This is a genomic window from Actinomadura rubrobrunea NBRC 15275, assembly GCF_001552235.1.
GTDB classification, from domain to species: domain Bacteria; phylum Actinomycetota; class Actinomycetes; order Streptosporangiales; family Streptosporangiaceae; genus Spirillospora; species Spirillospora viridilutea.
The window spans coordinates 1-7409 of the sequence record NZ_BCQU01000152.1; the positions used below are offsets into that span (position 1 = coordinate 1).

The window sequence follows — 7409 nt, forward strand, 5'->3', positions numbered from 1 at the left end:
CGCGGCGGATGGCGGCCGCGGCGCCGATCGCGGCGACGGTGGCGCCCGCGGCGGTCGCCATGGTCGCCTCCCGGCCGCCCACGCGGCGGCCGACCACCGCGTGCCGTCCGGCGGTCTCCTCCATCAGGACGCGCAGCGCCGTGGCGTTGTCGTAGGCGGGCTTCCAGCCCGCGGCCCGCAGCCGGGCGCAGTCGACCACCCACGGGTAGGCGACGTAGTGCAGGTCGGTGGCGGGCGCCGGGGTCATGCCGAGGCGGTGCAGCCGCTGCGCCATGCCGAAGGTGACGGCGGCGGGCAGCTCGAAGCGCCGCTTGCGGGTGATCTCCTGGACCTCGTCCGGGCCGAGCCAGCCGTCGCAGCCGACCGCCAGCGGCCCGTCCAGGTCCTCGACGACGACGAGTTCCAGCGCGGCGGCCAGGTCCTCGATGTGGCAGAACTGCCAGCCGGGCGCGCAGCCCTTGACCGACAGCAGCCGGGGCGCCTCGAAATGCCGGGTGATCACCGTGTCGACCCCCGGGCCGACCAGCGCGGCGGGACGCACCACGGTGACGCGCAGCCCGGGGTGGGTGACGGCGGCGTTCCCGGCCAGCTCCTCGATCTCCAGGTAGTCCCCGGCGATGCTGGTGTTGGCCTCGGCGGCCAGCGGGGCGTCCTCGGGCAGCGGCACCGGGTTGTCGGGCGACGCCCCGTACACCATGGCGCTGGTGACCAGGACCACGCGGCGCACCCGGGCGGCCGCCGCGGCGGTCACCACGGTCTGCGCGCCGCGGACGTTGTGGGTGCGGCGCTCGCGCGGGTCCACGTCGGGGGACGTCTGCAGGTCCAGGTGGACCAGCACGTCGACGTCCGACAGCCGGTGCGACAGCATGGGGTCGCGGACGTCCACGACGCGCCAGGTGGCGCCCTCCACGTCGCCGCGGTGCCGGTCGACGGCGACGACCTTGCGGACCTCCTCGCGCCCGGCGAGCCGGGCGGCGAGCAGTCGTCCCGTCCCCGCGGCCGCCCCGGTCACGGCGACGACCGGGCCGGTGCTACGCCGAGGGCGAACCTTGCCCGTTGCCACGGAGCTGCCCCCTTCCCTGTGTACGCGAGTTCCCCGGGACCGGCTAACGTTGCGGATATGAGCCCATCATGCATCCCAGGGGCGAACCGATGAGCAACACTCCCTTCGGCTTCAACCGTCCCGGCGACGGCGACGACGACAGAGGCGATAAGGACAAGCCCCAGGATCCGTTCCAGGCCATGGGCGACATGCGGCAGTTCGCCGACATGCTGCACCGCTTCGCCGACATGATCGGCAGCGTTCAGGTCGGGGCGGGGGGCGGCCCGCTGAACTGGGATCTGGCCAAGAACATAGCCCGCCACACCGTGGTGGAGCAGGGCGACCCCTCGGTTGTGGACGCCGAGCGCCGCCAGGTGGAGGAGGCGCTGCGGCTGGCCGACCTGTGGCTGGACGAGGGGACGACGCTGCCCGCGGGCGTGCAGAAGCCGCAGGCGTGGAGCCGATCGGAGTGGATCGAGCAGACCCTGCCGGTGTGGGCGCAGGTGTGCGACCCGATCGCCGAGCGGATGGTCGAGTCCATGGGCGGCGCGTTGGGCTCGAGCGCCATCCCCGCCGACGTGCAGGCGATGGCGGGCCCCTTGATCGGCATGGTCAAGCAGATGGCCGGGGCCATGGTGGGCGGCCAGGCCGGGCAGGCGCTGGGGGCGCTGGCCCGCGAGGTGGTCGGCTCGTCCGACGTGGGGCTGCCGCTCGCGCCCGACGGCGTGGGCGCGCTGCTGCCCGCCGGGGTGGCCGCGTTCGGCGACGGCCTGGAGCTGTCGCCCGAGGAGGTGCGGCTCTACCTGGCGCTGCGGGAGGCCGCGCACCAGCGGCTGTTCGCGCACGTGCCGTGGCTGCGGTCGCACATCCTGGGCGCGGTCGAGGAGTACGCGCGCGGCATCACCGTGGACCTGTCGGGCATCGAGCAGGCCGTGCGGGGCCTGGACCTCGGCGACCCCGAGGCGATCCAGCGGGCGCTCGGCGGCGAGATCCAGCTGCAGCCCGAGGAGACGCCCCGGCAGAAGGCGGCGCTGGCCCGGCTGGAGACGACGCTGGCCCTGGTCGAGGGCTGGGTGGACACGGTGGTCAACCAGGTGGCGGAGGGCCGGCTGCCGAACACGGTCAAACTGGCCGAGGCGGTGCGGCGGCGCCGCGCCACCGGCGGCCCGGCCGAGCGGACGTTCGCCACGCTGGTGGGCCTGGAGCTGCGGCCGCGGCGGCTGCGCGAGGCGGGCGCCCTGTGGCGCTCGCTCACCGAGGTGCGCGGGGTGCAGGGCCGCGACGCGGTGTGGGGGCACCCCGACCTGCTGCCGACCGCCGACGACCTGGACGACCCCCAGGGCTACGTGCACGGCCGGCCGGAGGTGGAGGGCCTGTCCGACCTGGACATCTCCGCCCTGACCAAGGACGTTCCGGACGACGAGAAGGACCGGGGCGACGACGAGGACGACGGCGGCCCGGACGGCGGCCCGGGCTCCGGCGACGACGGCTCCGGGTCCCGATCGTGAGGCCCGGGGGCGGGTACGGCCACGGCTTCGGCGGCGGTCAGCGGGTCAACGGCTGCGTCTACGCGCCGGGGTCGTCCATGGCCGTGATCAGGCGGCGGGGGGCGCGGGCCGCGGGGTTGTGCTGGCAGCGGCCGATCGACCAGGAGCGGCGCCGGCGGCATCCGGCCAACTCCCTGTACCCCCGCGTGGGCAGGATGTGACGCGTCGTCCATGACCGGATCGGAGAACACGGCGCTGCGCGCCGACGCGATACGGGTGCTGGACGCCTGGCGGGCGCCCGACCCCGAGCAGGACCGGCTGCGGCGCGATTTCCTGCGGCATCTGGACGTGCATCCCGACGGCATGTGGCGGCGGTGCGCGGCCGGTCACCTGACCGCCAGCACGCTGGTGCTGGACGCCGCGGCCGCGCGCGTGCTGCTGACGCTGCATCGCAAGATCGGCGCTTGGCTGCAGCTCGGCGGGCACTGCGAGCCGGGGGACGCCACGCTGGCGGACGCGGCGCTGCGCGAGGCGGCCGAGGAGTCGGGGATCGCGGGGTTGCGGCTGGCGCGGCCCCGGCCCGTCCAGTTGGACCGGCACGCGGTGCGCTGCCATCCGCAGGGCTCGTGGCATCTGGACGTGCAGTACGTGGCGGTCGCGCCGCCGGACGCGCGGCACAGGATCAGCGAGGAGTCGGCGGACCTGCGCTGGTTCCCGCTGGACGCGCTGCCCGACTCCGTGGACGAGGTGGTGCGCCGCCTGGTCGCCCGCGCGCGGGCGCTGTCCCTGTGACCTGCCCCTTGTGACCCGGTTCCCGTGATCCGCCCCCTGTGATCTGCCGACGGGGGCGGAGGGTCATCCGGTGAGGGGGCGGCCTTCGAGCAGCGCGCGGGTGTTGTCCCACCCCTCCAGGCCCGGGTCGAGGCGGGCCAGGTCGGCGGGGGTGCGCAGGCGGTGCCAGGCGGGTCCCTGCGGCACCAGGCCGGGGCGGGGCGCGGCGGCGCGCAGCCGCTCCAGGGCGTCGGGGACGTCGAGGTCGACGTCGCGCAGGACGCCGTCCAGCCACCCGGGCAGCGGCAGCCGGGCGGCCAGCGCGACCAGTCCGCCGCCGTCGGCCCGGCAGGCGGAGGCGGGCGCGCGGCCGAGGGCGCGCAGCAGCTTGCCGACGTGCAGCCCGGGAAGATCGGGGGCGTCCCCGGCCAGCAGCACCGCCTCGGTCGCGCCCAGCGCGTGCAGCGCCGCGAACGCGCCGGCCGGGGTGCCGGCTCGGATGATCGGGGTGCCGGGCCAGGTGATCGCCTCGACGTCGGGCTGGTCGGGCGGGTCGAGGACCAGCGCGGGGGTGACCAGGTCGAGCCCGGCGGCGGTCTCGTAGGTGTCCTCCAGCAGGGCCAGCCGGAACTCATCAGGGTCGACGCCCGGGGGGACCGCCGCGTCCCCGGAGCCGTCGTCCCCGCGCAGGGCCAGCACCGCGACGAACGGGGCGCGCCGCGTCGCCTCTCCGCTCACCCGGCGGCCTCGCGCAGCTCCTCGTCCTCGGCCTCGAGGGGCAGGTGGGCGGCCGCCGCGACGCCCTCCAGGTAGCCGCGCGCCCGTTCCGCCTTGGGATAGTTGGACACCAGCTCCCAGAACCCGGGGCCGTGCCCGGGGACGATCAGGTGGGCCAGCTCGTGCACCAGGACGTAGTCGACCACCCAGGTGGGCATGCCGCGCAGCCGCGTGGAGAGGCGGATGGTGCCGTCGTCCGGCGTGCAGGACCCCCAGCGGGAGCGCTGGTTGCCGACCCACCGCACGCTCACCGGCTCGACGCGTCCGCCCAGGTAGCGGCGGGACAGCTCACGGGCCCGCGCCTGCAGGTCGGCGTCGGTGGGACGGCGGCGGCGCTCCTTCTCCGCCAGCCGTTCCAGGATGGTCGCGATCCACTGTTCCTCTTCCGCCTTGGAGAGCCGTGAGGGGAGCATCACGACGACCTTGTCCCCGTCACGGTAGGCGGACACCGTCCGCCTACGTCGGCTGCTGCGGCGGACCTCAACATTTGGCGGCACGCCAGAACGGTACCTAAGTTTTTGCGTCCTCCACAGGGGGTGTTTGATATCGCGGCAGGTCAGAGCCGTGTTTTTTGCCGTCGGCACCGAGTTTCCACAGCCCTTGTGGATCTTGTCCACAGCGCCGCGCCGGGCGCTCCACAGGGCGTTCCACAGCCTTTCCGCAGGCCGCGTCGCCCGCGGCGGACGGCGCTCCCGCCGTCGTGAGATCAGATTGCGCCGCGTCCGGGCCGCTCCACGAGGGGGGAGGCGGGCCGGGGCATTCCGCCCCGACGAGCCGGGTACGTAACGGAACGGTCGCACATCGTAGCGACTCGGCCTCGCCGCTTCCATCACCGGCCGGACTTCGGGGGTGCACAGTGACCAGGTACAGGCGACGACGACGGACCGAAGCCCGAGCGATGCCGCGGCAGGGCTCCAACGGCGCACACCCGGCCCTGCGGAGAGCGCGCGCAGGCCGAAGCGAACGGACGGGAGCGCCGCGAGAGAACGCGCACACCAAGGTCTCGCCCGTCACGAGCCCCCGGACCGGGGGCGCGCGGTGGGCGGCGGCGCGGATCGGCGGCGGCGTCGCCGGGGCCGCACTGGGCAGGCTGGCGAGCCGGTTGCTGGCGCCGCTGTCCCGCCGGACGGCCCGTCGCCTGGGCTTGCCGCAGAACGCCGTCGCCTGGCTGGTGCAGACCGTGATGCCGGTGGTGACGTCGTTGGCCGCCGAACGCCTGGCCGTCCGTCGGCGTCGTCGCGCCGACCGGCGCGACGCCATCCCACGTCACGGAAGGGGGCGCGGTACCCGTCGGCCCCATGGGAGCCGTGAACGGCACGGGCCGCGGCGACGAGGCGAACCGCCCGTCCCCGGTCACGCGCCTCCGTCCCGCGACCCCGGCGGCCGCGGGCGCCGCACCGCCAAGGTGAGCAAGCGCACACTTACATCGTTGTCGCCGGCAGCGCGGCGGTAGCGGGGCCGAGTGCGGCCGACCTCCACGGATCGTTGTGGCGTGAACGACAGTCATCCTCGACAATGGTCGCCGTGAGCGATCTCCCCCGCCGCGCGGTGACGCGGTCCGCGAAACTGGCGTCCCTGCCCCTCGGCTTCGCCGGGCGCACCGCGCTCGGGGTGGGCAAGCGCACGTTCGGCAAGTCCGCCGAGGCCGTGGCCGTCGAGATCCAGCAGCGCACCGCCGAGCAGCTGTTCAAGGTGCTGGGCGAGCTCAAGGGCGGGGCGATGAAGCTCGGCCAGATGCTGTCCATCTTCGAGGCGGCGCTGCCCCCGGAGATCGCCGGCCCCTACCGGGCGACGCTGACGCGGCTGCAGGAGGCCGCGCCGCCGCTGCCCGCGAGCACCGTCCACCAGGTCCTGGCGGACGCCCTCGGCGCGGACTGGCGGGACCGCTTCCGCGAGTTCGACGACACCCCGGCGGCCGCCGCGTCCATCGGGCAGGTGCACCGGGGCGTGTGGGAGGACGGCCGCGCGGTCGCCGTCAAGGTGCAGTATCCGGGCGCGGGCCAGGCGCTGCTCAGCGACTTCAACCAGCTGTCGCGGCTGGCGAAGCTGTTCGCGGTGCTCATGCCCGGCCTGGACGTCAAGTCGATGCTGGCCGAGCTGCGCGAGCGCATCGCCGAGGAGCTCGACTACACCATCGAGGCGCAGTCGCAGCGCATCGTGCACGAGGCGTACGCCGACGACCCCGACTTCTGGGTGCCCGCCGTCGTCGCGCAGGCCGGGGACGTCCTGGTCACCGAGTGGATGGACGGCGTCCCCCTCTCCAAGATCATCGCCGAGGGCGACCAGCGGGAGCGCGACCACGCGGCCCTGCTGTACTGCCGGTTCCTGCTGTCGGGTCCGCGCCGCTGCGGCCTGCTGCACGGCGACCCGCACCCGGGCAACTTCCGCATCCTCGACGACGGCCGGCTCGGCGTGATGGACTTCGGCGCCGTCGACCGCATCCCGCCGGAGTTCCAGTACCGGATGGGGCGGCTGCTGCGCATCGGCACCATGGCCGAGATCGGCGAGATCGAGGAGGCGCTGCGCCGCGAGGACTTCATCCGCGAGGGCGTCGAGATCGACACCGAGGCGCTGCAGGCGTTCCTGGCGCCGATCACCGAGCCGTTCGTCACCGAGACCTTCAAGTTCACCCGCGAGTGGCTGCGCGACATGGCCGCCCGGGTCACCGACCTGCGGCCGACCAACGTGGTGCGCCAGCTGAACCTGCCGCCCGAGTACGTGATCGTGCACCGGGTGCTGTCGGCGGGCACCGGCGTGCTGTGCCAGCTGGAATGCGAGATCCCCGCCCGCGCCGAGTCGCTGCGCTGGATTCCCGGCTTCGGCGACGAGCCCGAGCCGGCGGACCTGATGGACGAGGACGTGACGGACGCGGAGGATCTCGCCGGCTGATCCGGGACCTCGGCGGTGGTCAGGCCCGCCTCGTGGCGCGCGGCGCGCGGCGGGCCTCGGCGTCCGCGCCGTCGGACACGGACACCCGGGGGCCCATGGCGACCGCTCGGCGGCCAGCACCGGGGCCGCCGCGTCCCCGGCGAACAGCTCGGCCGACCGGCTGTCCGAGGAGGTTTCGTCCGGTGACACGGCAGCGGGGCCCCGCGCACCTCGGCGATGCGCGGGGCCCCGCTGGTGTGGAACGCGCGGCGGAGGCGTAGGGCCGCCGCGCGTTCCCGCCGCCCGCCGGGAGGCGCCCGCCCGTCAAACCATCCGAAAGAACGGGCGGCGCCTGCGACCGGCGGGCTCCCGGAACGCGTGCACGTGCCGCTCGGGCCGTCCGGGTCAGCCGAGCAGCGCGCGGCGGACCCGAGCCGCTCGGACGCGCGCGTCGCGGCGGGCGC

7 protein-coding genes are annotated in these 7409 nt (G+C 75.0%); 4 read left to right on the top strand and 3 right to left on the bottom strand.

Annotated features, from left to right (window positions below; all coding sequences use genetic code 11):
• Positions 1 to 1012: NAD-dependent epimerase/dehydratase family protein (locus AR3_RS27960; protein WP_245637937.1), on the bottom strand; the 1012-nt coding region annotated here is incomplete at its 3' end.
• Positions 1013 to 1152: 140 nt separating this feature from the next.
• Between AR3_RS27960 and AR3_RS27965 the strand changes: the two genes are divergently transcribed.
• Genes AR3_RS27965 through AR3_RS27975 form a run of 3 tightly spaced genes read left to right on the top strand, consistent with a single transcriptional unit; the run spans position 1153 to position 3321 of the window.
• Positions 1153 to 2550, top strand: coding sequence for a zinc-dependent metalloprotease (locus AR3_RS27965; protein ID WP_067918486.1), 1398 nt, complete (start codon positions 1153 to 1155; stop codon positions 2548 to 2550).
• Positions 2547 to 2750: a hypothetical protein gene (locus AR3_RS27970; protein ID WP_067918488.1), complete on the top strand. Its 204-nt coding sequence runs from the start codon at positions 2547 to 2549 to the stop codon at positions 2748 to 2750. The genes AR3_RS27965 and AR3_RS27970 overlap by 4 nt, the downstream gene beginning before the upstream one ends.
• A gap of 10 nt (positions 2751 to 2760) precedes the next feature.
• Complete coding sequence (locus tag AR3_RS27975) at positions 2761 to 3321, top strand: NUDIX hydrolase (protein WP_067918490.1); 561 nt, start codon at positions 2761 to 2763, stop codon at positions 3319 to 3321.
• Positions 3322 to 3384: 63 nt separating this feature from the next.
• On the opposite strand, the gene AR3_RS27980 is transcribed toward AR3_RS27975, so the two are convergent.
• Together AR3_RS27980 and AR3_RS27985 are read right to left on the bottom strand one after the other, a co-directional pair.
• A complete protein-coding gene (locus AR3_RS27980) occupies positions 3385 to 4038 on the bottom strand; it encodes a hypothetical protein (protein ID WP_227022971.1) in 654 nt (217 codons plus the stop codon).
• Positions 4035 to 4526: a M48 metallopeptidase family protein gene (locus AR3_RS27985; RefSeq protein WP_067918492.1), complete on the bottom strand. Its 492-nt coding sequence runs from the start codon at positions 4524 to 4526 to the stop codon at positions 4035 to 4037. The genes AR3_RS27980 and AR3_RS27985 overlap by 4 nt, the downstream gene beginning before the upstream one ends.
• Before the next feature lie 1075 nt (positions 4527 to 5601).
• Here AR3_RS27985 and AR3_RS27990 point away from each other — a divergent pair.
• Positions 5602 to 6966: an ABC1 kinase family protein gene (locus AR3_RS27990; protein WP_067918498.1), complete on the top strand. Its 1365-nt coding sequence runs from the start codon at positions 5602 to 5604 to the stop codon at positions 6964 to 6966.
• Positions 6967 to 7409 lie beyond the last annotated feature (443 nt).

Excerpts from the sequence above, each read along its gene's own strand:
- AR3_RS27975 (WP_067918490.1), top strand. The coding sequence starts at position 2,761 with ATGACCGGATCGGAGAACACGGCGCTGCGCGCCGACGCGATACGGGTG.
- AR3_RS27965 (WP_067918486.1), top strand. The coding sequence starts at position 1,153 with ATGAGCAACACTCCCTTCGGCTTCAACCGTCCCGGCGACGGCGACGAC.